Here is a 26,226-nt window from a genome sequence, read left to right on the forward strand (position 1 = left end):
TTGCCTGCTACAGTACCCGAGAAACCGGTTTCTCGCGTTCCCCACAACGGGCAAGAACAACTCTGGCCTCGATCAGAAACCGGTTACCGATTCCACTCGACGAGGAGTAGCAATGACAGCAACGGATACCGGCGCCGCCTGGCGTCGATGGACGGCGGGCGCCGCTGCGGCCGGCCTCGCGGTGACCCTCACCGCCTGCGCATCGAATTCGGCACCGGCCGACGGTGCGTCCGGCCAGGCAGGAGGATCGGCCGATGAGAAGGTCACGATCTCCTTCCAGTGGTGGGGCAACGACGAGCGAGCCGCACTGACCGAGGAGGCGATCGACCTCTTCGAGGAGCGCAACCCGAACATCACCGTGCAGACCTCGTTCTCCACGATCGACGCGTACATCCCCAAGCTCGCGACCCAGATCGCGTCGGGAAGCGCACCCGACCTGTTCCTGATGCCGATGGAGACTGTCAAGGAGTACTCCTCGAAGGGCGCAGCCCTCGACCTCGCGCCGTACATCGGTTCTGTCATCTCGGTGGATCAGATCAGCGAGGCCACGCAGAAGATCGGCGTCGTCGACGGAACCACCTACGGCTTCACGCTCGGCACCGCCACCAACGCCTTCGTCTACAACCCCACCGTGTGGGAGGCTGCCGGTGCCACCCTTCCCTCCGGCGACTTCACGTGGGAGGACCTTCTGGAGGCGGGCAAGAAGATCCGCGCCAACACCGACGGCAAGGTCGCCGCGATCAGCGACCCGGGCGGCTACATCGCCTGGTTCGCCACCTGGGTCAACCAGAACGGCGGCTCCGGCTGGACGGAGGACGGCAAGCTCGGCTTCACGCAGCAGGACCTGGAGGACTGGTTCACCCTGATGCAGGATCTGCGCGATGCGGGTGCCACGACGGATGCCGAGACCACCTCGACCATCGATCAGAGCATGCAGAACTCCGGTCTGGCGCGGGGAGTCTCCGCCGGCGAGTTCGCCGCGGCATCGCTCACGGGAGCGTACGCCGACACCCTCGGCGCGGAGAACGTGGCGCTGGCGCCGCTGCCGAGCGACACCGACAACCTCGCGCTCAGCATGGCGGGAACCAACGTCGCCGCCATCTCCTCGAAGTCGAAGCACCCCGAGGAGACAGCGCAGTTCCTCAACTTCCTGATCAACGATCCGGACGCGGCGAACATCCTGCGCCTGACGCGTGGGATCCCGCTGAACGCGGAGAACTACGAGGCGATCACGGCCGAACTCACCGGTGCCGACAAGGCGGTGGGCGACTTCGTGCAGGAGTACTCCGAGCGCTTCGTCGACCCCGACCCGCTGGCGCCTCCGGGGGCCGCCACCATCCCGGCCGACTTCACGCTGGCCTACGAGAACATCATCTTCGGCCAGATGTCCATCAAGGACGCCGCCGCTGACCTCTTCTCGAAGTTCGAAGCGACCATCAAGTGACCGCGTGCGGCCGGGCGCGAGCCCGGCCGCACGACTGCGAAGGAGGCGCGATGAGCGCAACTGCTGTGGCGAAACGGCGTGCTCCGGCCGCCGGCCTCGGAACGGGAGCGCCCACGCGACGCCCCACGAAGGGATACCAGAACGCCGCCTGGGTGTTCCTGTCCCCGTGGATCATGGGAGCGGCGCTGCTGACCGTCGGGCCGATGATGGCATCGCTGGTGCTCTCCTTCACGAACTACGACATGTTCGGTGCTCCCACCTTCATCGGGTTCGCCAACTACGAGCGGATGTTCTTCGAGGACCCCCGTTTCTGGCGCTCGGTGGGCGTCACCCTGAACTATGTGCTGGTGGCCGTGCCGATCAAGCTGGCGCTGGCGCTGTGCATCGCGCTGCTGCTCAACCGACCGCGACGCGGGCAGGGCTTCTACCGCTCCGCCTTCTATCTGCCCTCGCTCCTGGGTGGATCCGTGGCCGTTGCGCTGGTCTGGCGCGCGCTGTTCTCCCGCGAGGGGGCCGTCGACGAGATGCTCTCGGGCGTCGGCGTGAATCTCGGCGGCTGGATCTCCAACCCATCGATGTCCCTGTACGTGCTGGTGACGCTGGCCGTCTGGCAGTTCGGCGCCCCGATGGTGATCTTCCTCGCCGGCCTCAAGCAGGTGCCCGCAGAGCTCTACGACGCGGCCTCGGTGGATGGCGCCGGACGCTGGCGCACCTTCTGGTCGGTGACCTGGCCGATGCTCTCGCCCGTGCTGTTCTTCAACCTCGTGCTGGAGATGATCGGTGCCTTCCAGGCGTTCACCGGGGCTTACGTGGTCTCCGGCGGTCGGGGCGGTCCCATCGACTCCACGCTCTTCTTCACGCTCTACCTCTATGACCGGGCGTTCACCGCCATGGACATGGGCTACGCCTCGGCGATGGCGTGGTTCCTGCTGATCGTGATCGGCGCCGTGACCCTGCTGATCTTCCGCTCGTCCACGCGCTGGGTCCACTACACGGGAGACGAATCATGACCGCTGTGCTCAGCGACTCCGCCACCAGCACGGACACCGCCGTGGCGATCGGCGTGCCCCCGCAGCTCGCTCGTCGTCGACCCACGCGCACGCGGGTGGGATCGGTGCTGTGGCACGTGATCTGCCTGGTGATCCTGGCCGTGCTGCTGTACCCGGTGATCTGGCTGCTGGGCTCCAGCTTCAAGCCCGGCACCGAGATCCTCGCCAACCCCAGCCCGATCCCGTGGGAGGTGACGTTCGAGAACTACGCCACCGCGCTGCAGGGCGTCGGCCCGCTGAGCCTCTGGCAGCTGTTCCTCAACTCGATGACCATCTCCACCCTCACGGTCATCGGCAACGTATTCAGCTGTGCGCTCGCCGCCTACGCCTTCGCGCGACTGAAGTTCCGCGCGCGAGGAGCGCTGTTCGCGTTCATGATCATGACGATCATGCTGCCGATGCACGTGGTGCTGATCCCGCAGTTCATCATCTTCAATCAGCTGGGTATGATCGGCACGATCCTGCCGCTGGTGCTGCCGAAGTTCCTCGCCACCGAGGCCTTCTTCGTCTTCCTGATGATGCAGTTCATCCGCGGGATTCCGCGTCAGCTGGACGAGGCGGCGCTGATCGACGGGGCGGGGCCGTTCCGCACCTTCTGGTCGATCATCCTCCCGCTGATGCGGCCGTCGCTGGTGACCACCACGATCTTCTCCTTCATCTGGAGCTGGGACGACTTCTTCCCCCAGCTGATCTACTTACAGAATCCGGACACCTACACGCTGCAGCTCGGTCTGCGCCTCTTCGTCGACCAGACCAGCGCCTCCGCGTTCGGGCCCATGTTCGCGATGAGTGTGCTGGCGATCCTGCCGGTGGTGATCTTCTTCGCCATCTTCCAGCGCTACCTGGTGGACGGCATGGCCACTTCCGGATTGAAGGGCTGAAAATGGCGCCCACGGTCACACGGCGCCGAGTCCTCACTCCGTACTCGGACGGCTTCCGTCAGTTCAGCGACGTGCTGCTGCTCGGGCTGCTGATCTTCCTCGCCTCCCTCCCCATCGTGACGGCCTTCGCGGCACTCACCGCGGGGGTGGACGTGCTGGCGGCGGCCCGGCGTGTGGACGGCCCGGTGCGCGTTCGCGCGTTCGCGGCGGCGCTGGTCGCACGTCTGCGCCGCTGGCTCTCGCACATCGTGGTGCCGGTGGTGGTGATCGTGCTGCTTGCGGCGGATCTCCTGCTGCTGCCGCTGATCACCGCCAGCACGACAGCCTCCGCCGTGATCGTCGGACTCCTTGCGGCGGCCGCGCTGACGGCGGGCGTGCTGTTCGCGGCCATGCTGCAGCCGGGGGAGCGGGCGGCGCACGCCTGGGGCCGGACCGGGGCGGCGCTCGGTCGTGCGCCAGGGGCTGCGGGAATGATGCTGCTCGCGTCGGTCACCGCGATCGCCCTCGTGGTGATCGCTCCCGTGCTGGCCACAGTGATCGCGGGCCCTTATGTCCTGGCCGCTGTCGCCGTGCTGGTGCGGCTGCCGCACGAGATCACTCACGCCCGAAAGGCACCCCATGAAGATCACCGATGATCGCACCCGTCGCGTCATCATCAACTCCGACGTGGCCAACGAGGCGGACGATCAGTTCGCCGTCGTCCACGCGATGCTCTCACCGACGCTCGATGTTCGCGGGGTGATCGCCGCACATTTCGGCACCGGGCGCACGGAGACATCGCAGCGGGAATCGCGCGAAGAGCTCGAACTCCTCGGGCGGCTCCTCGGTGACACGGTGAGCATCCCAGCGGTCGACGGTGCGCCGCATGCGCTGGTGGACGAGGTCACACCCGTGGACAGCCCCGGAGCGCGACTCATCATCGAGGAAGCACGTCGCGATGACGCCGGTCCGCTGTTCCTCGCGTTCCTCGGGCCGCTGACGGATCTGGCCTCTGCCCTGCTGCTGGCCCCGGACATCGCCCAGCGTGACGTCGTGCTGATCTGGATCGGTGGGCCGCCGTATGGCGACATCGTCTCGTTCGGCTCCTGGCCCGAGTTCAACCTCAAGAACGACATCGCCGCCGCGAACGTGGTGTTCGACTCCGGCATGGAGATCCGTCAGGTGCCGGCGAACATCTATCGGCTGGTCAGTGTGAGCTACGCGGAGCTGCGTGCGCGCGTGGAGCCGCACGGCGCATTGGGGGAGTACCTGACACAGAAGGTGCACGACTTCAACGCCGCGCATCACCGCGTGGCGATCGAATCGCGTTCGCTCGGAGACTCGCCGGCGATCGGCATGATGCTGGAACCGTGGAGCGCGGTGCTGCGGCGTCAGAGTCCGGTGCGGTTCGCGCCGGACGGCTCCTATGCGCCCAACCCTGTGGGTGGCGACGTCTTCGTCGTGGAGAGCGTGGACACCCGATTCCTGCTGGAGGACATGTTCGCGAAGATCGCCGAGCACGCGGCGCGCTGACCGCCGCGCGCGGACTCAGTGCGGTGCCGGTCCCGTGCTGTCGCGTTCCTGAAGCTGCCCGCGCAGCCAGACGGTTCCGTCTGCCTCGAAGGGTGGGAGCGTCGGATCCAGTGCCGCGCGCAGGGCGCGCCAGGCGAGTTCGCCCAGCTGGTCCTGTGGCAGAGCGACCGACGTGAGCGTCGGATAGGCGAAGCGAGCGAACGGGATGTCGTCCATGCCGACCACCGAGATCCGCTCCGGGACGTCGACCCCGCGCTCGCGCAGTCCCGAGATGAGACCGATCGCGACCAGGTCGTTGTAGGCCATCACCGCACTGGCGCCGGAAGCGAGAGCGGCCTCGACGGCGTCGGTGCCGTCGCTCAGGGACGGGCCCACGGTCATCTGTTCGATGCTCACGTCCGGATGGCGGATGGCCGCTTCGGTGATGGCGCGCACGCGAAGCCGGTTGGATGCGCTCGCTATCGGTCCGCCGAGGTACAGCACCCGACGATGCCCGAGCGTGGCGAGCCGATCGATGACCTGCGCGGTGGCATCGGCGTAATCGAGCGCGATCTGGGGGATGGCGGAGTCGGCGACGGCACGGTTCACGATCGCCACGGGCGACGACTGTGCCAGCACCTCGCTGAGTTCGTCGTCGGCCATACGCGGTGCACACAGCACGAGCGCATCGGTGGCGCGGCGCATCTCCAGCGCCACCTCGCGCTCGGCATCCGCCTGCTCGCCGGTGTCGGCGACGAGAATCCGCTTGCCGTCGCGGCCAGCCGCACGAGTGACCCCCGACAGAATCGCCTGGAACATCGGGTTGCTGAGGTCGGGCACCACCACACCGATGGTGTTGGTACGTCCCAGGGAGAGGTTGCGCGCCGTGACGCTGGGTCGGTATCCGAGCTCGGCGATCGTCCGCTCCACGCGCGCCACGATCTCTCGGTCCACGGTGGCCAGGCCGTTGAGGACGCGCGACACCGTGGCCCGCGACACCCCCGCTGCGGTGGCGACGTCGCCGATGGTCACGGCCTGTGCAGACTGTGCGGCCATCGTGACTCCTCCCCGGGGCGATGACCGTATGCATGCCCGTCCGGGCGCAAGCTTAGCCCGATCGATGACGCGGCTTGGCGCGGCGACGCGAGCACGCTATGGTGTGAGAAACCGGTTTCTCGACTCTCGTAGACGTCGCCGGTCAGCGACAGATCACAGCGAAGGAGCTCGAATGCGCGTCATCGTCACCGGAGGGCGTGGCCGTCTTGGCCGCACCGTCGTGCAGGTGCTGCACGAGCGCGGGCACGACGTGGTCAGCGTGGATCGTGACGAGACCGCCCCGGGTGGCGAGCAACCTCGGTTCCGAGCCGTCGACCTGCAGCAGCGGGACGCCCTGCGTACCCTGATCGCCGAGGAGCGGCCGGAAGCGATCGTCCACCTTGCGGCCATCGCCGTGCCGTTCTCGCGCCCGGAGCACGAGATCTTCGCCGTGAACACCTCGATGGCGTTTCAGCTCATGGAAGCGGCAGTGGACTTCGGGGTCGCTCGCGTGCTCGCCGCGTCGTCACCGACCGTGCTCGGCTACCCGCGTGCCGACTGGACGCCGGAGATTCTCCCGCTGAGCGAATCGACACCGGTGATGCCGGACAACGCCTACGCCCTGTCGAAGGTCGTGGTGGAGGAGACGGTTCGCATGTTCGCACGCTCCCACCCCGATCGCCTGTTCGGTGCCTTCCGTCCCTGTTACGTGATCGCGCCCGAGGAGTGGAAGGGCGCGCTCACCCAGCAGGGGCACACGATCGCAGACCGCCTGACCGATCCGCGGCTGTCCGCGGTGGCGCTGTTCAACTACCTCGACGCCCGCGATGCGGCGGCCTTCATCGACGCCTGGCTCACGGCCGACGTTGACAACGGTCAGTGCTACTTCGTGGGTGCCGCCGACGCGCTCGCCACGAGGCCGCTCGCCGACTTGCTGCCGGCGACCCGGGGGTACGACGAGAGCGTCTGCGCGCCGCTCACCGGAACCCGTCCGGCTTTCGACAGCGCTCGGGCCGGCACCGATCTCGGCTGGAGCGCGCGGCGCACCTGGCGCACCGAACTCGACCCCCAGACCATCGCGGACATCGACGCCGCGCAGCGGCCTGCCGGCGGGCAGGTCGATCACACCGAGCACGATGCCCCGCACCCGTCGGTCGGCGCGGCGCACAACGAGAGGACCACGGCATGAGTCACCAGCAGAGCATCGCGTTCGCGGACGGGCCCCTGTACTTCCCCGTCACGGCCTTCGGCGCAGACGGTGAGGTCGATCTCGAGCGCACCACGAGCGTCATCGAGTCGTCGCTCGAACACGGCCCCGGTGGCGTCTTCCCCGCCTGCGGCACCGGGGAGTTCCACGCGCTGTCCCCGGCTGAAGCCATCGCGGTGGCCCGCGCCACGGTGCACGTCGTCGACGGTGCGATCCCTGTGCTGCCCGGTGTGGGCGGTCCCGTGGGCGGCGCCGTCGCCGCCGTGCGTGAACTGGAGGCCTCCGGGGCCGACGGCGTGCTGCTGCTGCCGCCCTACCTGGTCGGTGCCAGCCAGGAGGGGCTGTATCGCTACGTGTCCGCCGTGGCGGGTGCGTCGTCGCTGCCGGTCATCATCTATCACCGCGGCGTGGCGGCGTACACCGCGGATACGGTGGCGCGCCTGTTGGCAGATCACGACAACATCGTGGGGTTCAAGGACGGCATCGGCGATGTCGCCCGCGTGCAGGAGATCGTGCTCCGCGCCGGCGAGGTGCGTCCCGGAGTCCAATTCTTCAATGGACTGCTCACCGCGGAGGCAAGCCAGTCGGCGTATCATGCGGCGGGTGTTCCGCTGTACTCCTCGGCGGCCTTCGCGATGGCACCGGAGGTGGCAACGGCGTTCTACCGCGCATATCGCGCGGCGGACACCGCTACCGTGGAGCGACTGCTGCGCGGCTTCTATCACCCGCTCGTGCACCTGCGCGACACCACTCCCGGTTACGCCGTCTCGCTGATCAAGGCGGGGCTGCGCCTGGCCGGCCACGAAGTGGGCGGGGTGCGCGCGCCCCTCGTGGACCCGTCGCCCGAGCACCTCGCCGAGCTAGAGCGGATCCTGGCGGTAGGCCAGGAACTGGTGAGCGCGGCGTGAGCGCCATCGCCGACATTCGCGTGCGTCCGGTCTCCTTCCGGATGCCGCGCCCGTGGGTGCCGACGGCGCCGGACATGCATCTGGTGCTGGTGGAGGTCCTCGACACCGAGGGCGCGGCCGGTACCGGCTTCTCCTGGACACCCACCATCGGCGTCTCCGCGGTTGCCGCGCTGTTGCGCGACGACATCCGCTCCTTCGCGCTGGGTCGGGACACCGATCCGCGCGAGCTGTGGCCGCAGCTCTGGGTTCACCTGCACGAGGCCGGCGGCGGCGGGATCACAACGATCGCCCTCGCGGGTCTCGATCTCGCCCTGTGGGATCTCGCCGCGCGTCGTGAGGGCACCGGTGTGGCCGGACTGATCGGCCGCCGACACCAGTCGCTGCCCCTGTACGGCTCGGGAGTGAACCTGCACTATGCGGATGACGAGCTGCGCGCGCAGGCGCGGCGCTGGGCCGACGTCGGCTACCCCGCCGCGAAGGCGAAGGTGGGCCACGCCGACCCAGCCGAGGATCTGCGCCGCATGCGGCTCATCCGAGACGAGCTCGGTGCCGATCGCCGACTCATGATCGACGCCAACCAGCGGTGGAGCCTCGACGACGCCGAACGGGCGCTGGGCGTGCTGGGTGAACTCGATCCGGCCTGGATCGAGGAGCCGCTGCGCGCGGACGATCTCGCGGGCTACCGTGAGCTGCGACGACGCACCGATCTGCCGATCGCGATGGGGGAGAACCTGCACACCGTGCACCGTTTTCGGGAGGCGATCGACGCCGGGGTCGACGTGCTCCAGCCCAACGTCGTGCGCGTCGGTGGGATCACCCCGTTCCTGGAGATCGCCGCCGAGTGCGCTGCTGCGGGAGTCACACTGGCCCCGCACCTGCTGCCCGATCTGTCGGCCCAGGTCGCGGTGGCCCTGAACACCGAAGTGTGGATCGAAGACGTCGAGGACGCCTGGCTGAGCGACCTCGGAGCTCTCGCCGAGCCCGGTCCCGTGCGCCGCGATGCGGAACGTGTCACGGTGGACGATCGGCCGGGTCTGGGACTGAACTGGCGAGCCGCGACCCCTGTCATGAACCACTCCGACCCCCGAACCTCGCCGCTGTCTTCGATTGGAGCAGAGCAATGACCATCACCACCACCCCTGACGAGGCCCAGGCGATCATCGCGCGCGCTGCGGCGGCGGCCCCGGTGCTCCGGGACTCCGCGGATGCGGATCGTGCGGGCTGGCTGGACGCGGCAGCGGACGCACTCGATGACGCTCGAGATGACCTGGTCCCGATCGCATACGACGAGAGCCGACTTCCGATCACGCGGCTGCAGGGCGAGGTGGCTCGCACCACCGGTCAGCTGCGTCTGCTGGCCGACGTGGTGCGCGAAGGCTCGTGGCGCGAGGCGATCATCGACCACGCGGTGCCCGAGCGCGCGCAGCCGGAGCTGCGGCGCATGCTGATACCCGTGGGCGTGGTGGCGAACTACTCCGCGTCGAACTTCCCGTTCGCGTTCTCCGTGGCCGGCGGCGACACCGCGAGTGCGCTCGCGGCCGGATGCCCCGTGGTCGTCAAAGCGCATTCCGGCCACCCGCTGCTGTCGGAGCGGACGGCCGAGGTGCTCTCCGGTGCGCTGATCGCCGCGGGAGCGCCGGAGGGCGTCGTCGGGCTGGTGCACGGTCGCGAGGTGGGGCGCGAGCTCATCGTGCATCCGGTGATCGCGGCGGGCTCCTTCACCGGCTCGGTGGGTGGCGGTCGGGCGCTCTTCGATCTCGCTGCCGGTCGCCCCGACCCCATCCCGTTCTACGGCGAGCTGGGCAGCGTGAACCCCGTCGTGATCACCCCCGCCGCGCTGGAACAGGACGCCGCGGGTCTCGCCGCCGGCCTCGCCGCCTCCTTCACTCTCGGCGTCGGACAGTTCTGCACCAACCCGGGGCTGATCTTCGTCCCCGCCAGGCACGGGTTCGCCGAGCGGGTCGCGGCCGCGGCATCCGGAACCGCTGCGGCGGAGATGCTCACCCCCGGCATCGCCCAGGCCTATCGGGACGGCTGGGACCGCCTCGCGGCGGTCGCGGATGTCCGCGTCGTCACCGCGGCGCAGGGCAGCGATCGTGCGGCCGGGCCTGGTGTTGCCGTCGTGTCGCTCGCCGCGTTCGCCGCCAATTCGGTGCTGGCGGAGGAGGTCTTCGGACCGGCGACCCTCATCGTCGAGTATGCGGATGCTGTCGAGTTGCACAAGGCGCTCACCGGGCTCGCCGGGTCCCTCACTGCCACGGTGCATGCGGGCGCCGACGAGGAGATCGGTGAACTGGTGGCGGTGCTGTCCGCGCGCGCCGGGCGCGTGCTGTTCGGCGGCTGGCCCACGGGCGTCGCGGTCACCTGGTCGCAGCACCACGGTGGTCCCTGGCCCGCAACCACCTCGCTGCACACCTCTGTCGGCGCCACCTCACTGCGTCGCTTCCTGCGGCCGATCGTGTTCCAGGACGCACCCGCCGCGGTGCTCCCGCCGGCGCTGCGCGATGAGAATCCGCTCGGCATCCCCCGCCGTGTGAACGGCGTGCTCACCCTCGCCTGAGATCCACCCCATCATGAAGGACGATGACCCCATGATCACCGTGCACGAGTGCACCGAATGGACCTTCCGCGCGCCGGGAAGCCCCATCCCCGCCGATCGCACCCCGATCACGATGACGCTTCGCCTCGGCGGCCACACGGCCCGGGTCCCCGGATTCTGGGACGGCGACGATGTGTACCGCGTGCGCTTCGCCGCCCCGCTTGCGGGGACCTGGACCTGGGAGACGAGCAGTGAGCACGCCGCGCTGAACGCACTCTCCGGCACGCTCGAGGTGGGCGAGGGGGAGCATCGCGGACCGGTGCGCGTGGCGGCGGGCTTCCACTTCGCTCACGCGGACGGCACGCCCTTCCGTCCGGTGGGCGCTACAGCGTACAACCTGCTGCACCAGAGCGACGATCGCATCGACACCACGGTGCGCGCCACGCGTGAGGCGGGGATGAACAAGTTCCGCTTCATGGTGTTCCCGCAGGCGGGGGATCGGGTGGGACGCATACCCGAGCTGATGCCGTTCGAGAAGCGCTCCGACGGATCGTGGGATCCGTCGCGCCCGGTGCCGGCGTTCTTCCAGCGACTCGATCGGCTCGTCCAGGCGTTCGGTGACGCCGGGATCCAGGCCGACGTCCTCATCTTCAACGCGTACGACCAGGGCTTCTTCGGCCTCGACAGGATGACCGAAGAGGAGGACGCCGTCTATCTGCGCTATCTCGTCGCCCGTCTGTCGGCCTACGAGAACGTCTGGTGGTCGCTGTGCAACGAGTTCGACGTCATCACCGACCGCCCACGCGAGCGGTGGACCCGGATGGGAGAGCTGCTGCGCTCCATCGATCCGCACGATCATCTCCGCTCGATCCACAACTGGATGGACATCTACGACAACAACCAGCCGTGGGTCACGCACGCCTCGATCCAGAACGGTTCGGCGACGATCGATTTCGGGCGCGCGCTGCTGTATCGCGACGTCTACGAGAAGCCCATCGTCCTCGACGAGATCAAGTACGAGGGCGACATCAGCGACCGCTGGGGCGACCTGTCCGCCGCGGAGCTGGTGCGACGCATGTGGATCACCACCGTGAGCGGCTGCTACGTGACCCACGGTGAGAGCTTCGTTCTCCCGGACGGCGGTCTGCACATGGTGGAGGGCGGCGAGTTCCAGGGGCAGAGCGCCGTGCGCGCCGGATTCCTGCGTCGCATCCTGGACGAGCTCGAGATCGCCGGGTTGGATCCGATCGACAAGTGGGACGATCCGGCGTACGTTGCGGGAGCTCCGCGTCGGCAGTATCTCCAGTACCTCCCGACTGCTCCCGAGACCTGGACCTTCCGGCTACCGCAGGGCAACGTCGGTGAGCGGCTGGAAATCGGGGATCGGTTCGCGATCGACGTCATCGACACGTGGAACATGACCGTGACTCCGACCGGGCGGGTGTTCACGCTCACCGAGGTGCAGCGCAACGACGCCTATGCGCACGACGATGCGCCGCTGGAGCTTCCGGCGGGGGAGGCGCTCGCCCTGCGGATCACACGACTGGCGTGATCCGCATCGCAGCCGTCGTGCTCCTCGCGGAGTGCGGCGGCTGCGGCGTGTCAGCGCCCCGGCCGGTCCTTGTCTTCCGGCGCGATGCGGATCGGGGTGGTGGAGGCGACCTCGTCGCTGAACTCCTCCGGTTCCACCTCCGGGATCACCGGGATCGCGGCCGTTCGATCCAGGGTCAGGGCGAAGCGGCGACTCGTCGAGCGGTGGATGCGACCGGAGCGCAGCACCCAGATCGCCCCCACCGCGAAGGCGATGAGGCCCGCGATCGCACCGAGGATGATCGCCCAGCGCGGGCCATAGGCGTGCGCGACCCAGCCGACGATGGGGGCGCCGATCGGCGTGCCGCCCATCAGCACGGCCAGGTACAGCGCCATGACGCGCCCGCGCAGTGACGGGTCGGTGGTGGTCTGCACGTGGCCGTTCGCGGTGGTCATGACGGTGACCGTGGAGAAACCGACGAAGACGAGCATGATCGCGTACAGCCAGTAGCTCTGCATGAAGGCGGAGATCGTGGACGCGACGGCGAACATCGCCAGTCCGCCGATCGCGACGCTGAGACGTGGGCGGTCGCGTCGAGCGGCTAGGAGTGCTCCAGCGAGCGAGCCGATGGCCACCACGGAGCTCAGCACGCCGAAGCCGTCGGCGTCACGGCCGAACTCCACCGCCATCGTGGAGGTGAAGATCGGCAGGTTCATGCCGAACGCGCTCAGCAGGAACACCATGATGAACGTGACGATGAGGTCGGGGCGGCGCGTGACGTAGCGGAAGCCGTCGGCCAGCCGCTCCGGTCCCTTCTGCCGGACGCGGGGGACCAGTTCGGCGGGGCGCATCATCGCGAGGGCGATGAGCATCGCGATGAACGTGATCGAGTTGGCGAAGAACACCCAGCCGGTGCCGATGGCCACCACGACGATGCCGGCGGCCGCGGGGCCGAGCATGCGAGCCATGTTGAAGGATGCGGCGTTCAGGGCCACGGCGTTCGAGGCGTTCTCGCGCGAGACCATGTCGGACACGAAGGCCTGGCGAGCGGGGTTGTCGAAAGCCTGCACGAGGCCGAGCGAGAAGGCGAAGCCGTACATCATCGGCAGGGTCATCACATCGGACAGCAGCAGCACGCCCATGACAGCGCCGAGCAGCAGCATGACGGACTGCGTGATCATCAGCAGCTTGCGTCGATCGAACCGGTCGGCGACCATGCCGGTGATGCTCACGAGCAGCAGCGGCGGAGCGAACTGCAGCCCCATCGTGACGCCCATGGCCCCGGCGTCGTTGTCGGTGAGCTGCGTGAGCACCACCCACTGCAGCGCGGTCGACTGCATCCACGCGCCGACGTTGGAGATCAGTGCGCCGATGAACCAGACGCGGTAGTTGAAGACCCGGAGGGAGCGGAAGGTCGCGCCGCTGCTCATCGATCGGCCACCTTCCGCATGATCTCCGCGGCTCGGACGAGGATGGCGTGCTCGTCGTCGTCGAGCTCGTCCAGCGCCTGGTTCAGCCACGTGTCGCGCTTGGCGATGGTGGCCTCCACCACGGCGGTTCCCGGAGCGGTGATGGTGATGATCACCTTCCGGCCGTCGGCGGTGTCCGCGGAGCGCACCACGTAGCCGGCCTCCTCGAGGCTGTTGACCGTGCGGTTCATCGATGGAGCGGAGACGCGTTCGTGGGTGGCCAGCTGGCCGAGCGTGGACGGCCCGTGTTTGTGCAGCACCCCCAGGACGGCGAACTGCGCATCCGACATGGAATCGATCGCGCGATGCGTGCGCAGACGCCGCGCGAGCCGGAACGTGGCCATGCGCAACGATGCGCCGTCGGTGGGATTGGTCAGGGGATTGTCATTCACGCCAGTCATGTATTTCTTTAGCATAGCTAATTACTCTCGCTAAGTAAATCCCCCGACCCCCACCTCCCCCCCCACTCGCGCGTCCCCCTCACGTGCACCCATGACCCGCGAGAATTCCCTCTGTGGGCGAGAATCGCCGCATTGCGCCGTGTTTCGCCCACAGACGGAAGTCTCGCGGGGGATGTTGCGGCGCTGACTCTTCCGCGGCCTAGACTCGCGGCATGCCCGAATACATCGACGCGCATGGCATCACGATCGTCTACGACCGCTACGACGCCATCGGCGAAGCACGTGGGGTGGTGCAGCTGGCGCACGGCGTCGGCGAGCACGCCGGTCGTTACGCGCTCCTCATCGCCGCGCTGCAGGGCGAGGGATGGATCGTCTATGCCGACGATCATCGCGGCCATGGTCGTACGGGAATGAAGCAGTGGGGCGGAGACGTCAGCAAGCTCGGGCGCCTGGGCCCCGGGGGACTCCGAGCCACGATCGCGGCGCTGGCGCAGTTCACCGAGCTGATCCGCGCCGAGAACCCGACACTTCCGCTCGTGCTCCTCGGACACTCATGGGGTTCGCTGATGTCGCAGGAGCTGATCGCACAGCACGCCGAGCGTTACGACGCGGTGATCCTCTCCGGCAGTGCTCAGCGCACCTTCACCGGACTGAACTCCCGTCCCCTCAATCAGCGCTGGGACGGCCCCGGAGCGCACGGGCTGGAGTGGCTGTGTTCGGTCCGCGAGGTGCAGGAGGGCTTCCGCAACGATCCGCTCACCACGGAGACGCCGCTGCCGAAGCTGTTCGGCATTCGCGACACCCTGCGCATCCGCGGACGCGCCGGTGCGATGGCGAAAGACCTCCCGGTGCTGCTGATCGTCGGATCGGAAGACCCGGTCGGTGGACCGCGCAGCGTGCACAGGCTCGCCGACGACTATCGGACCCGCTCGAAGCTCACCGATGTCACCGTCTATGTTTACCCGGGCGCTCGTCACGAGATCTTCAACGAGGTCGACCAGGAGAAGGTGCGCGCGGACCTGCTGGGGTGGCTGAACGCGCGCTTCCCTCGCGACTGAGCGCGTCGCGCTGCCCCGTCGCGCTGCCCGCGGGATGCCGCGCCCACGGGATGCCGTGCCCACGGGATGCCCCGCCCACGGGATGCCCCATCGCCCCTCGCAAACTAGGCTGGGAGGATGCACGGCGAGTACAAGGTTCCCGGGGGGAAGCTCGTCGTCGTCGACTTCGCGGTCGACGGCGGACGGATCAGTGATTTCCACCTGGCGGGTGACTTCTTCCTCGAGCCCGATTCGGCTCTGGACGACATCAACGCCGCGATCGAGGGGCTGCCCGAGACCGCCGACGTCGCCACGATCGCCGCCGCCGTGCGCGCTGCTCTTCCGGAGGGGGCGCAGCTGCTGGGACTCACGCCGGAGTCGGTCGGTACCGCCGTCCGCCGCGCTCTGGTGACCGCACCCGGGTGGAAGGACTTCGAGTGGGAGATCGTCCGCGACCCCGCCGTGTCCCCGAACATGAATCTCGCCCTCGATGAGGTCCTCACCACGCGCGTGGGGGAGGGGCGACGCAAGCCCACCCTGCGGATCTGGGAGTGGGACGAGTCGGCCGTGGTGATCGGCTCGTTCCAGTCCTATCGCAATGAGGTGGATCCGGAGGGTGCCGCACGCCACGGCTTCCAGGTGGTGCGTCGCATCTCGGGCGGCGGGGCGATGATGATGGCCGCCGGTCAGATCATCACCTACTCCCTGTACGTGCCCGCCAAGATGGTTGCGGGCATGACGTTCGCCGACTCCTACGCCTACCTCGACGACTGGGTGCTGCAGGCGCTGCGCTCGCTGGGTATCGATGCCACCTACCAGCCCCTCAATGACATCGCGAGTCCCACCGGGAAGATCGGTGGCGCCGCGCAGAAACGCCTCGCCAACGGCGGTGTGCTGCATCACGCCACGATGAGTTACGACATCGACGGTCAGATGATGACCGAAGTGCTGCGCATCGGTCGGGAGAAACTGTCCGACAAGGGGACCACGTCCGCCGCCAAGCGTGTCGATCCGCTGCGCTCGCAGACCGGGCTGTCGCGCGATGACGTGATCCAGGCGTTCATCGGCACGTTCCGCCAGCTCACCGGGGCCGTGGACGGCACGATCGCTGCCGACGAATACGCCGATGCCGAGCGTCTCGTCGAGACCAAGTTCGCCACCGACGCGTGGCTGCACCGCGTCCCGTGACGGTCACCATCTTCGAGGGCGACAATCTCGACGTCCTGCGCCCCTACCCCGACGCCTCGTTCACGCTGGTCTATCTCGATCCGCCGTTCAACACCGGACGCACGCGGGAGAAGGCGATCGAGACCACGCGCTCGATCCCGCAGGACGTGACCGACGAGAGCCTGGGACTCGACCCGGCGGAACGCGCCACGGAAAGCGACGAGATCACCGAGGCGGTCATCCGTCGTGGCTTCCACGGTCGCGCGTACGAGCGGATTCGTGGTGCGCTGCACAGCTTTGATGATCGATTCGACGACTACTGGGAGTTCCTGGAGCCGCGCCTCTGGGAGGCCTGGCGGCTGCTCGCCGACGATGGCACGCTGTACCTTCACCTCGACTATCGCGAGGCGCACTACGCGAAGGTGATGCTGGATGCCATCTTCGGTCGCGACAACTTCCTGAACGAGATCATCTGGGCCTACGACTACGGCGGCAAGACCCGCAAGCGCTGGCCCACCAAGCACGAGACGATCCTCGTGTACGTGAAGAACCCCGACAACTACGTGTTCAACTCCGACGACGTGGACCGCGAGCCATATATGGCTCCGGGCCTGGTCACGGCCGAGAAGGCCGCGCGCGGAAAGCTCCCGACCGACGTGTGGTGGCACACCATCGTGCCCACGTCCGGCAAGGAGAAGACGGGGTATCCGACCCAGAAGCCGGAGGGGATCCTGCGTCGTATCGTGCAGGCGTCCTCGCGCCCCGGCGACATGGTGCTGGACATGTTCGCGGGCTCCGGCACCACGGGTGTCGTGGCCGATGAACTGGGCCGGCACGCGGTGCTGGTGGACGACAATCGCACGGCCGCCGTCGTGATGCGTTCGCGTCTCCCGCGCGCACGTTTCGTCGCCCCCGACGACGCCGACCACTCCGAGTACGAGCAGCTCACCGACTGAGCCCGCGCACCTCAAGCCCGGGTCGTCGTGCCTCATGTCCGGGCTCTCTCCGGCGTACCCCATGTCCCGTGAGACTTCCGTCTGTGGGCGAAAATCCGCGCAACGCGGCGATTGTCACCCACAGACGGAAGTCTCGCGGGTGATGTGTGCACCTCGAGGCAACACGGTGGCCGGCCCTCCATCGCGGGTGTTGGGTTGACGGCGGGGCAGGAGCGTCGTAGTCTCAGCAATCGACTGGTAAGTTTCCAGTCGATTCTCGAAGAGGAGACACGATGTCGGCACCCGCACAGATGCGCTTGCGCAACGACCAGGCGGCGCTGCGGCTTATCGCCGACAACGGACCGATCGCGCGCTCCGAGCTCCAGGACCTGATCGGCCTCTCGAAGCCCGCCGTCACCGATCTCCTTGCGCGCCTCGAGCGTGCCGGACTCATCGAACCCGGCGGGCTGCGCGCCAGCGGCCCGGGTCCGCGCGCTCAGCTCTGGAGCATTCGCGGCGACGCCGGTGCCACGGCCGCGATCGACCTGCGCCACGATCTCGTCGAGGTCGCGCTGTACGACGCCGCTGGTCGCGAACGCGTCCGGGCGCGCCGCGAGAACCACAGCTCCGACACGCTGGACACGGTCGTGGCAGCGCTGGAGGATGCGTGCGCCGAGAGTGGCATCGCGCGGTCCCAGATCTCCGAGGCCGTGGTCGGCGTTCCCGGCGCGATCGACCCGGCCACCGGGCATCTGCTGTACACGCCCCGATTCCTGGAGTGGACCGGCGTCAACGTCGTCGAACTGCTCTCCAGCCGCCTGGGTTTCCCCGTCGACATCGAGAACGACGTGAACCTGCTGGCGCTCGCGGAGAACGACGACCGCGTGGAGCGGGGGATCACCTCCGCGGTGTTCCTCTGGGTCGACACGGTCGGACTCGGCTCCGCGGTGGTGCTGCAGGGGCAGCTGCACCGGGGAAACTCCGGGGGTGCCGGTGAGATCGACTACCTTCCCACCCCTGACCTTGCCGGTCCCGTAGACCACGGTGGGGCGTCCGACCTCGGCGGAGCGCTCGACCCGGTCGCGATTCTCGGTGTGGGTGCGCGCTACGGCCGCCCCGAGCGCAGCGCGCGCGACCTGATCGCCGCGTGCGCGGCCGAGTATCGCGAGAAGGACTCCGCTCGCGCGGTGATCCAGGAGACCGCGGCGCGCATCGCCCGCGGCGCGGTGGTGCTGATCACGGTCATCGACCCGCAGCTCGTGATCCTGGGCGGAAGCTACATCGACGCCGGTGGCGATCTCCTGCTCGCCCGCATCCGCGACGAGGTCGACCGGCTGCTCACGCGCGATCGCACCGGTCACCTCACCTGGGCGCGGCAGGCGCATCGGGATGACGCGATCCTCGTCGGCGCCGGACAGCTGGCCGTCGCCCGCCTGCAGCAGCGCGTGTTCGCGCGCGGCTCCCTCGACAACTGATCCCCTCGCCGGAAAACGGCATCCTCCCCACCACAGCACGATCGGAGACATCAATGAAGAAGTCCATCGCCCTGGCCGGCCTCGTGGCCGCCAGCGCTCTCGCCCTCAGCGGCTGTTCCGGCACCGGCGGCGGCACCAGCGGTGCGCCCGCTGCGGCCCCCGGTGACGACGAGAAGGTCACCGTCACCGTGTGGAGCGCGTTCTCCGATCGTGAGCTCGCCGCCCTCGACGGCATTCTCGCGAAGTTCCACGAACTGCACCCGAACATCACCGTCAAGAACGTCGGCAGTCAGACCGACGACAAGATCACTCAGGCGATCCGCGGCGGAAAGTCCCCGGATGTGGCCATATCCTTCTCCAGCAACGCGGTCGGTCAGTTCTGCTCGTCCGGCACGTTCCAGGACCTCACGGACTACATCGACCGCGACAAGGTCGACCTCACGAAGATCCCGCAGGCAACGCTCGACTACACGCAGTACGACGGTGTGCGATGCACCATGCCCCTCCTCGCAGACGTCTACGGCCTCTACTACAACAAGAAGCTGTTCGCCGACGCCGGCATCACGGAGCCGCCGAAGACGATGAGCGAGTTCACTGAGGACATCAAGAAGCTCACGCAGTTCAACGCGGATGGCTCCATCAAGGTGGCCGGATACGTGCCGACGCCGGGGTACTACGCCAACGCGATCGAGATGCTCGCGCCGCAGTGGGGCGCCACGTGGCAGACGAAGGACGGGAAGTCGAACCTCGCGGCCGATCCCGCCTGGACCGACATGTTCGAGTGGCAGAAGGAGATCACCGACTTCTACGGGCTCGACAACATCACCCGTTTCACAGCGGAGGCCGGTCAGCAGTACTCGGCCGAGCAGGACTTCCAGACCGGACGCATCGCGATGGCCTTCGACGGCGAGTACCGCACGGCCTTCATCACGGACGGCGCCCCCGATCTCGACTACGCCACCGCTCCGATGCCCGTCGCCGACGACCACCCCGAACTCTACGGCACGGGCTACACCACGGGAACGGTGATCGGCATGCCGAAGGGTGCGCAGAACGCCGGTGCCGCGTGGGAGGTCATCAAGTACCTCACCACCGACACCGACGCCCTTGTCACGCTGGCGAATGCGCTCGGCAACGTGCCGACGTCCACGGACGCGCTGAAGTCGCCGGACCTGAAGCTGCCGGAGCAGTTCCAGACGTTCCTCGACATGTTCGACAGCGGCAAGGTGCAGACCAACCCGGCCACGAAGAACGGCAACGCGTACACCAAGATCGCCCAGGACTTCGAGACGGCATTCGTCGGCGGCTCGAAGACGGATCTCGCTGCCGGACTGAAGGATGTCGACCAGCAGATCGACGACGCCAACGCACTGGGGCAGTGAGATGAGCGCTGTCACGACCGCGGGGGTGGCTCCGGCCGCCCCCGCGGGGGCGCCGGCACCGCCGGTCGCGCGACCCACCCGCACGAAGAGGCGACGCAACCTCACCGTGCTGCTGTTCATGTCGCCGTGGATCATCGGCGCGCTGGTGTTCTTCGTCTACCCGCTGATCGCCACGCTGTTCTACTCGTTCACGAACTTCGACCTGATCAACGACCCCACCTTCGCGGGATTCAGCAACTACATCCACCTCCTGTCCAAGGACCCGCTGGTGTGGAAGGCGCTGAGCAACACCGTGTGGCTGACGATCGCCGTGACGATCGGTCGTGTCGGGTTCGGTCTGTTCGTGGCGCTGGTGCTCGTTCGAATCCGCCGCGGAGCCGGCGTGTTCCGGACGCTGTTCTACCTGCCGTCGCTCACCCCGCCGGTGGCGGCCGTGCTCTCGTTCGTGTTCCTGCTGAGCCCCGGGTCGGGTCCTGTGAACCAGTTCCTGCGGTGGATCGGTATCGATGCTCCGCTGTGGTTCAACGATCCGGCGTGGTCCAAGCCCGGTCTCACCACGATCGCCCTCTGGATGAGCGGCTCGGCGATGGTCATCCTGCTGGCGGCGCTGCTGGATGTGCCGACGGAACTCTACGAGGCCGCGTCGCTCGATGGCGCGGGCGAGTTCAAGCAGTTCTGGCATGTCACGCTGCCGGCCATCACCCCGGTGCTGCTGTTCACGGTGGTCAATTCGATCATCGTCGGCCTGCAGTACTTCACGGAGGCGATCGTGGCAGGGCAGACGGCGTCGGGAAGCCCGACACCGTCGCTCGGGTATCCCGACAACTCCACCCTGACCTTCCCCATGTGGCTGTACGAGCAGGCGTTCCGGCAGTACCACATGGGCTACGCCTCGGCGATGGCGATCGTGCTCTTCGTGTTGTCGGGAATCTTCACCATCGTGCTCGTGCGCCGGATGCGGTTCGCGGGTGTCGGAGAGGACGAGTGATGGCCACGCAGGCGTTGACCGTTCCGGCCCGCGCTGACCGCACCCGCACCCGTGCGCCGCGCAGCGCGAAGCGGCAGAACTTCCTCACCTGGGTCGCGGTGCACGCCGTCGCGATCGCCCTGGTGATCATGTTCGTCGCGCCGCTGGTGTTCGTGGTGCTCACCGCCTTCATGAGCGACCAACAGGCGCTGACGAGCAACCTCTGGCCCACCACGTGGCACCCGGAGAACTTCGTCGAGGTGTTCAACCGGGTTCCGCTCCTGCGCTACTTCGGCAACACGCTGCTGTACGCGTGCCTCGCCACGCTGTTCATGCTGCTCTCTAGCATCCCGGTGTCTTACGCTCTCGCGCGGATGAAGTGGAAGGGCTCCAATGCCGCGTTCTACTTCGTGATCATCGCGATGTTGCTGCCGACCCAGGTGACGGCGATCCCGATGTACGTGGTGTGGGCCCATCTGGGTCTCACCGGGTCGCTCTGGCCGCTGATCCTGCCGAATCTGTTCGGCGATGCCTTCAGCATCTTCCTGCTGCGTCAGTTCCTCGTCACGATCCCGCAGTCGTACATCGATGCCGCGCGCATCGATGGCGCGAGCGAGTTCGGCGTGCTGTGGCGTGTGGTGATCCCGATGGCGCGCCCCGGAATCGCGGCCGCGGCCCTGTTCAGCTTCCTGAACGCGTGGAACGACTACTTCGGACCACTGCTCTATGCGGGTGAGAACCAGGACGAATGGACGCTGTCGCTCGCGCTGGCCTCGTTCCAGTCGCAGCACCACGTGCAGTGGAATCTCACGATGGCGGCCACCGTGCTCGTCATGATCCCCGTGGCGATCCTGTTCTTCGCCGCACAGAAGCAGTTCGTCGAGGGCATCAAGTTCTCGGGTGTGAAGGGCTGACCCATGTCCCGCGAGACTTCCGTCTGTGGGCCGGAATCCGTGCAACGCGACGATTCTCGCCCACAGATGGAAGTCTCGCGGACAGGGGCCGGCGGATCTAGGCTGGCCGCATGAGATTCGGTGCGTTCATTCCGCAGGGCTGGCGATTCGATCTGGTGGGCATCGACCCCGCCGAGCAGTGGGCGACGATGCACGGCATCGCCGCCGACCTCGACAGCGGACCGTGGGAGTCGCTGTGGGTGTACGACCACTTCCACACCACCCCGGTTCCGAGCGGCGAGGCCACCCACGAGGCCTGGACGCTGATGGCGGCGTTTGCGGCGTCGACCTCGCGGATCCGACTCGGGCAGATGTGCACGTGCATGGGATATCGCAACCCGGCGTACCTCGCGAAGGTCGCCGCGACGGTCGATATCGTGTCGGGCGGGCGCGCGGAGATGGGCATCGGCGGTGGCTGGTACGAGCACGAGTGGCGCGCCTACGGGTACGGCTTCCCCGACATCCCCGATCGCCTCCGCATGCTGCGCGAGGGCGTCGACATCATGAGCCAGGCCTGGCGCACCGGTACCGCCACACTGAACGGCCGGTACTACCAGGTCGATGGCGCGATCGTTCAGCCGCAGCCACTCCAGGACGGCGGGATCCCACTGTGGATCGCGGGCGGCGGCGAGAAGGTCACCCTCAAGCTCGCGGCACAGGCGGCGTCGTACACGAACTTCACCGGCACCCTCGAGGAGTTCGATCACAAGAACGCGGTGCTCACGGAGCACTGTCGCGCGCTCGGCCGCGATGACACCGAGATCACCCGATCGTCCAACTTCAACACGATCATCGCGACCACCGAGGCGGAGGCCGACGAGCGTCTGTCGCGGGTGATCGATCGACTGCGCCCGCACGTCGGCGACGATCGCGCCGCGCGCATCGAGGCGGAATATCGCGCTTCAGACGCCTTCGGCACGCCGGCACAGATCGTGGCGAAACTCGCCGAGCGAGCCGAGCACGGCCTCGGCTACGCGATCCACTACTTCCCGGAGGCTGCGTATGACCGGTCCGGGCTCGAGCTGTTCGCGAGCGAGGTGATCCCGGCGCTGCGCTGACGGTCACGTTCGGCCGGCGCGGAGAGGGCCCGGCTCGCGGCGTCCACGGTTCCGTGTCTCGCTCGGGTGCTGCGCTGACGGTCACGTTCGGCCGGCGCGGAGAGGGCCCGGCTCGCGGCGTCCACGGTTCCGCGTCGCGATCGCGTGCTGCGCTGACAGTTCCGTGTCTCGCTCGGGTGCTGCGCTGACGGTCACGTTCGGCCGGCCCGGAGAGGGCCCGGCTCGCGGCGTCCACGGTTCCGCGTCGCGATCGCGTGCTGCGCTGACAGTTCCGTGTCTCGCTCGGGTGCAGCGCTGACAGTTCCGTGTCTCGCTACAGCAGGGGTTCGACGGAGGCGAAGCCGCCGACCTCTTCCGCCGTCGTCGCGGTCGCACCGCCGAACACGATGCCGGAGTTCGGCACCGCGGACCATGCCGTCCAGCCCGGGTTCCCCGTCTTCACGAAGGTCACGGCAGCGCCATGGATCGCGTCGGCCAGGGCCTGCGGCGGGTTCGGTCCGGTCAGTGCGTCGACGGCCGGGCCGTCGAGACAGTCGAAGAAGAACGGTACGTCGATGCAGTGCACCGCCGCGTCGAACTTCGTCGAGCGGAACGCGATTCGATACACCCACGTGGGGGCACCGCCGCGGGCGCGAGCGGTCTTCACCACCCCGGTGCGGAACATCTTGTCGGTGATCAGTCGTCCGAGCACGGCGGCGTGACCACGCGCGACGACGGCACGGTTGGCGGCGAGATATCCACGGCGAACGGCCGACGACAGCTTGAACGGACGCAGCAGCAGCGCGAGCGGGATCCAGCGGAGCTTGCTCGCCTGGTCCTGAACCGCCATCGAGAACTCGTCGTCCGCGGCGCCGAGTACGAGGGGTTTGTCGGATCCGATGCCCTGCGCCAGCGACTGCGTCGTGGGTCGGACGATGAGGTCGTCGTCGATCGCGGGTCCGAGTCCGAGGCCTTCGTCGATCGTCTCGCCCATCGAGCTGAGGTCGAGCTGGCTGAGCTTGCGCTGCGCGGTGAGAACCTCTTCTTCGGATACTGACGCGAATCCATCGCGCGTGGCGGGAACGCCCAGCTCGCGCGCCATCTTCGTGCTGAATGCACGGGCGCGTTCGGGCGAGACATCCGCGAGAGCGCTGGACAGTGCATAGACGCCGTGGAAGAGGTGCTGGGCGGCGGGCATGCCGAGAAGGGTCAGCACGGCACCACCACCGGCGGACTGGCCCGCGATCGTGACGCGCGACGGATCTCCGCCGAACGCCGCGATGTTCTGCTGCACCCACTCCAGCCCGGCCAGCCAGTCACGCACACCGCGGTTGGAGGGGGCGCCCTCGATGTGCCCGAAGCCGTCGAAGCCGAGGCGGTACCCGATCGAGACCGTCACGACCCCGTCGCGGTTGAAAGCCCGACCGTCGTACCAGGGGCTCGCAGGGGATCCGGCGAAGTATCCGCCGCCGTGGATCCAGACCAGTACGGGCAGCTTCGCCGCGGTGTCGCCGGGCGCCGGGGTGAAGACGTTGGCGTTGAGGGTGCTCTCACCGGGCACCGACGGCTCCGGGATCAGCGTGACGCCGGGATCGCCGCGCTGTGCGGTGGCGCCCTGCTCCAGCGCATCACGCACGTCCGGCCACGGTTCGGCCGGCTGCGGCGCCGCGAATCGCAGATCTCCGACGGGTGCCTGTGCGAACGGGATGCCGAGGAACGCCGCGCTGCGCACCGACGATCCGGCGACCTCACGCCACGCGCCGCGCACGCGACCGGCGGCTGTCTGGACTTCGACGTGTGCGGGGGATTCGGTCATGTCGTCTCCGGATCGAGGGGGCACCGATGCTCATCAGCGTAGCGACCGGCGCTTAAGTTCATTCCGTGAAATAAATTAAGCGACAATCCACTGAAAAGCAATTGACATTCGGTTTTGATCCGATCCCGCGGTCTGCATCGGCTGGTTTGGCGCGGGCGAGCGATGCCGTCCGTTCAGTGCCGCGACGGTGGAGCGGGGAGCAAGTGCCGGCCTGACGAGAGTCAGCCGAGGAGCGTGTCGATCATCCGCAGTCGAGCCGCACGTTCGGCACCGAGCAGCGCAGCATCGGGGCCAAGTCGGCTGGCGCTCACGCGCGGGGGCATGGTGCGGCCCGCTGTCACCGCGATCCGGGCGAGTTCGTCGGCGATGTCATCGGCGAAGGACGCCAGATACCCGCCCAGCACGACGCGATCCGCACCCACCGTGAGCAGGGCGATCTGGAGTGTCCGCGCGACGTGGGGCAGCGCCTCCGCCCACGCGGCGACGCACTCGGGGGCGCCCGCGCGCACACCCGCAACAAAGTGACTGAGTGCGGCGTCGAGTCCGACATCGTGCGCCGTCTGCGTGAGGCCGGTCGCCGCGAGAAGAGCGTCGGGTCCTGCCACGGTGACCAGACACCCGCGCTGTCCACAGTCACAGAGCACGCCGTCGGGGATCATTGGCAGGTGTCCGAGCATGCCCGCCCACCCCGCGGTGCCGGTCAGCGGGCGGCCGTCGGCGAACACCGCGCCGCCGATCCCCGAATCGCTCTTGAGGTACACGAGGTGATCCGGTGCGCCGGCATCGGCGTGCTCTTCCAGCGCGGCGACAGAGGTGTCGGCGATCATGGGGATCTGTGCGGCGCTGAGTCGGGGGAGGCGTTTCTTCAGAAGCCCGATGACGTCGACGCGTTCCCAGCCGAGATCCGTGTCGGCGAGCACGACCGCGGGTGTGCCCCCGACGGGAGCCCACACCACCACCGACAGATCTGCCAGCGGACGACCGATCGTCGCGGCGTGGGCGAGAGCCTCCGACACCACCAGTGCGAGCGCGTCGATGACGGGACCCGGATCACCGATCGGACGGCCGTGTCGCCGGGAGAATCGGCCGAGACGTTGGCCGTCGAGTGTGGAGACCACGGCCTCCACGCGATCTGCGTCCAGGGTGGCGATGATCAGCGCCACGTCGGTGGCCGACAACTCCAGCAGCGTCTTCGGTCGACCACGCCCTTCGGGGGCGATGCGGTCGGATTCGCGGATGATCTCGTGCTCGATCAACTCCGCCGACAGGGACGTGATGGCCCCCCGTGTGAGGCCTGTCTCCAGAGCGAGCTCACTGCGTGACAGCGGGCCGGACGTCAGAGCCAGCGCGACCAGCCCGAGATTGTGGCGACGCACATCCTCCGAGGTGAGCGAACCGCGAAGGGAGTCAGGGGAAGGCACTCATCAATTGTCTCGCAGAGCGCGGGCTCGCCGTGTCATTGGCGCCTGCGTCGGAGCGCGGCGCGCGGTGAATCGATGAAC

23 protein-coding genes are annotated in these 26,226 nt (G+C 68.0%); 18 read left to right on the top strand and 5 right to left on the bottom strand.

Translation table 11 applies throughout. The features are described 5' to 3' along the window. Positions 1-112: 112 nt before the first annotated feature. Genes ABTV68_RS03200 through ABTV68_RS03220 form a run of 5 tightly spaced genes read left to right on the top strand, consistent with a single transcriptional unit; the run spans position 113 to position 4,886 of the window. The gene (locus tag ABTV68_RS03200; protein ID WP_433676181.1) at positions 113-1,444 is read left to right on the top strand and encodes an ABC transporter substrate-binding protein; all 1,332 of its coding nucleotides are present in this window, start codon (positions 113-115) and stop codon (positions 1,442-1,444) included. A 50-nt stretch (positions 1,445-1,494) separates the two neighbouring features. Beyond that, positions 1,495-2,454: a carbohydrate ABC transporter permease gene (locus ABTV68_RS03205; RefSeq protein ID WP_433676182.1), complete on the top strand. Its 960-nt coding sequence runs from the start codon at positions 1,495-1,497 to the stop codon at positions 2,452-2,454. Beyond that, on the top strand, positions 2,451-3,374 hold the full coding sequence (locus ABTV68_RS03210) for a carbohydrate ABC transporter permease (protein WP_433676183.1): 924 nt from the start codon (positions 2,451-2,453) through the stop codon (positions 3,372-3,374). Before ABTV68_RS03205 ends, ABTV68_RS03210 begins: the two co-directional genes overlap by 4 nt. Positions 3,375-3,376: 2 nt before the next feature. Further along, a complete protein-coding gene (locus ABTV68_RS03215; RefSeq protein ID WP_433676184.1) occupies positions 3,377-4,009 on the top strand; it encodes a hypothetical protein in 633 nt (210 codons plus the stop codon). Next, a complete protein-coding gene (locus ABTV68_RS03220) occupies positions 3,993-4,886 on the top strand; it encodes a nucleoside hydrolase (RefSeq protein ID WP_433676185.1) in 894 nt (297 codons plus the stop codon). The genes ABTV68_RS03215 and ABTV68_RS03220 overlap by 17 nt, the downstream gene beginning before the upstream one ends. Before the next feature lie 15 nt (positions 4,887-4,901). Here the strand turns inward: ABTV68_RS03220 and ABTV68_RS03225 are convergent, their stop codons facing one another. Then, entirely contained in the window at positions 4,902-5,921 is a 1,020-nt protein-coding gene (locus ABTV68_RS03225) for a LacI family DNA-binding transcriptional regulator (RefSeq protein ID WP_433676186.1), read from the bottom strand. Positions 5,922-6,093: 172 nt separating this feature from the next. Between ABTV68_RS03225 and ABTV68_RS03230 the strand changes: the two genes are divergently transcribed. Genes ABTV68_RS03230 through ABTV68_RS03250 form a run of 5 tightly spaced genes read left to right on the top strand, consistent with a single transcriptional unit; the run spans position 6,094 to position 12,106 of the window. Further along, on the top strand, positions 6,094-7,089 hold the full coding sequence (locus ABTV68_RS03230; RefSeq protein ID WP_433676187.1) for an NAD-dependent epimerase/dehydratase family protein: 996 nt from the start codon (positions 6,094-6,096) through the stop codon (positions 7,087-7,089). After that, on the top strand, positions 7,086-8,015 hold the full coding sequence (locus tag ABTV68_RS03235) for a 5-dehydro-4-deoxyglucarate dehydratase (RefSeq protein ID WP_433676188.1): 930 nt from the start codon (positions 7,086-7,088) through the stop codon (positions 8,013-8,015). Before ABTV68_RS03230 ends, ABTV68_RS03235 begins: the two co-directional genes overlap by 4 nt. After that, on the top strand, positions 8,012-9,139 hold the full coding sequence (locus ABTV68_RS03240; protein ID WP_433676189.1) for a mandelate racemase/muconate lactonizing enzyme family protein: 1,128 nt from the start codon (positions 8,012-8,014) through the stop codon (positions 9,137-9,139). The genes ABTV68_RS03235 and ABTV68_RS03240 overlap by 4 nt, the downstream gene beginning before the upstream one ends. A 2-nt stretch (positions 9,140-9,141) precedes the next feature. After that, the gene (locus tag ABTV68_RS03245; protein ID WP_433677534.1) at positions 9,142-10,575 is read left to right on the top strand and encodes an aldehyde dehydrogenase (NADP(+)); all 1,434 of its coding nucleotides are present in this window, start codon (positions 9,142-9,144) and stop codon (positions 10,573-10,575) included. Positions 10,576-10,606: 31 nt separating this feature from the next. After that, positions 10,607-12,106: a DUF4038 domain-containing protein gene (locus ABTV68_RS03250; RefSeq protein WP_433676190.1), complete on the top strand. Its 1,500-nt coding sequence runs from the start codon at positions 10,607-10,609 to the stop codon at positions 12,104-12,106. Between the two features lie 50 nt (positions 12,107-12,156). Here the strand turns inward: ABTV68_RS03250 and ABTV68_RS03255 are convergent, their stop codons facing one another. Next, positions 12,157-13,515, bottom strand: a complete 1,359-nt coding sequence (locus ABTV68_RS03255; RefSeq protein ID WP_433676191.1) for an MFS transporter — start codon at positions 13,513-13,515, stop codon at positions 12,157-12,159. Next, positions 13,512-13,955, bottom strand: a complete 444-nt coding sequence (locus ABTV68_RS03260) for a MarR family winged helix-turn-helix transcriptional regulator (RefSeq protein ID WP_433676192.1) — start codon at positions 13,953-13,955, stop codon at positions 13,512-13,514. Before ABTV68_RS03260 ends, ABTV68_RS03255 begins: the two co-directional genes overlap by 4 nt. Before the next feature lie 212 nt (positions 13,956-14,167). Between ABTV68_RS03260 and ABTV68_RS03265 the strand changes: the two genes are divergently transcribed. The 8 genes from ABTV68_RS03265 (at position 14,168) to ABTV68_RS03300 (ending at position 22,929) form a co-directional block, all read left to right on the top strand. Beyond that, entirely contained in the window at positions 14,168-15,013 is an 846-nt protein-coding gene (locus ABTV68_RS03265; RefSeq protein WP_433676193.1) for an alpha/beta fold hydrolase, read from the top strand. Positions 15,014-15,130: 117 nt separating this feature from the next. Beyond that, on the top strand, positions 15,131-16,180 hold the full coding sequence (locus ABTV68_RS03270) for a lipoyl protein ligase domain-containing protein (protein ID WP_433676194.1): 1,050 nt from the start codon (positions 15,131-15,133) through the stop codon (positions 16,178-16,180). Beyond that, positions 16,159-17,115 (top strand): DNA-methyltransferase, encoded by a 957-nt coding sequence (locus ABTV68_RS03275; protein ID WP_433676195.1) that lies wholly within the window; start codon positions 16,159-16,161, stop codon positions 17,113-17,115. Before ABTV68_RS03270 ends, ABTV68_RS03275 begins: the two co-directional genes overlap by 22 nt. A 272-nt stretch (positions 17,116-17,387) precedes the next feature. Further along, positions 17,388-18,569, top strand: coding sequence for an ROK family transcriptional regulator (locus ABTV68_RS03280; RefSeq protein ID WP_433676196.1), 1,182 nt, complete (start codon positions 17,388-17,390; stop codon positions 18,567-18,569). A 53-nt stretch (positions 18,570-18,622) separates the two neighbouring features. Further along, positions 18,623-19,951, top strand: a complete 1,329-nt coding sequence (locus ABTV68_RS03285) for an ABC transporter substrate-binding protein (protein WP_433676197.1) — start codon at positions 18,623-18,625, stop codon at positions 19,949-19,951. Position 19,952: 1 nt separating this feature from the next. Further along, a complete protein-coding gene (locus ABTV68_RS03290; RefSeq protein WP_433676198.1) occupies positions 19,953-20,939 on the top strand; it encodes a carbohydrate ABC transporter permease in 987 nt (328 codons plus the stop codon). Next, entirely contained in the window at positions 20,939-21,832 is an 894-nt protein-coding gene (locus tag ABTV68_RS03295; RefSeq protein WP_433676199.1) for a carbohydrate ABC transporter permease, read from the top strand. Before ABTV68_RS03290 ends, ABTV68_RS03295 begins: the two co-directional genes overlap by 1 nt. A 110-nt stretch (positions 21,833-21,942) precedes the next feature. After that, entirely contained in the window at positions 21,943-22,929 is a 987-nt protein-coding gene (locus tag ABTV68_RS03300; RefSeq protein ID WP_433676200.1) for an LLM class F420-dependent oxidoreductase, read from the top strand. 313 nt (positions 22,930-23,242) lie between these two features. On the opposite strand, the gene ABTV68_RS03305 is transcribed toward ABTV68_RS03300, so the two are convergent. Together ABTV68_RS03305 and ABTV68_RS03310 are read right to left on the bottom strand one after the other, a co-directional pair. Continuing rightward, positions 23,243-24,724 (bottom strand): carboxylesterase/lipase family protein, encoded by a 1,482-nt coding sequence (locus ABTV68_RS03305; RefSeq protein WP_433676201.1) that lies wholly within the window; start codon positions 24,722-24,724, stop codon positions 23,243-23,245. A gap of 221 nt (positions 24,725-24,945) precedes the next feature. After that, positions 24,946-26,145: an ROK family protein gene (locus ABTV68_RS03310; RefSeq protein ID WP_433676202.1), complete on the bottom strand. Its 1,200-nt coding sequence runs from the start codon at positions 26,143-26,145 to the stop codon at positions 24,946-24,948. Positions 26,146-26,226 lie beyond the last annotated feature (81 nt).

The sequence above is a fragment of the Microbacterium gorillae genome (assembly GCF_050990725.1).
GTDB classification, from domain to species: Bacteria; Actinomycetota; Actinomycetes; order Actinomycetales; family Microbacteriaceae; genus Microbacterium; species Microbacterium gorillae_A.